General features: G+C 43.2%; 1 protein-coding gene. It reads left to right on the top strand.

All coding sequences use genetic code 11. The features are described from left to right. On the top strand, window positions 1-280 hold a 280-nt coding region (locus tag AAEY88_RS13130), incomplete at both ends, for an HlyD family efflux transporter periplasmic adaptor subunit (protein WP_350563094.1).

The raw sequence follows: 280 nt of genomic DNA, 5'->3' as shown, positions 1-280 counted from the left end.
GTCGTGGACGCAATGGCGAAGATAATTTAAAAGTCCGTCAAGCTCAAAATAGTTTAGCTCAAGCAGAATTAAACCTGTCATACACTCAAATTCGCGCAGACCAAAATGGCGTGGTGACTAACTTACAGTTAGAAGTCGGCAGCTTTGCCACTGTTGGACAGCCGCTATTAGCTGTAGTGTCAGAAAACGTCGATATTATTGCTGATTTTAGAGAAAAAAGTTTACGCGGTATTGAGCCACAATCAACTGCGCTTGTTGCATTTGATGGTCAACCTGGACG

Origin of the sequence: Psychrobacter sp. CAL346-MNA-CIBAN-0220 (assembly GCF_040309805.1) — a bacterium.
Lineage (GTDB): Bacteria > Pseudomonadota > Gammaproteobacteria > Pseudomonadales > Moraxellaceae > Psychrobacter.
Note: the sequence above shows the minus strand (reverse complement) of the source record. Positions and strands in the feature narration are given on the sequence as shown.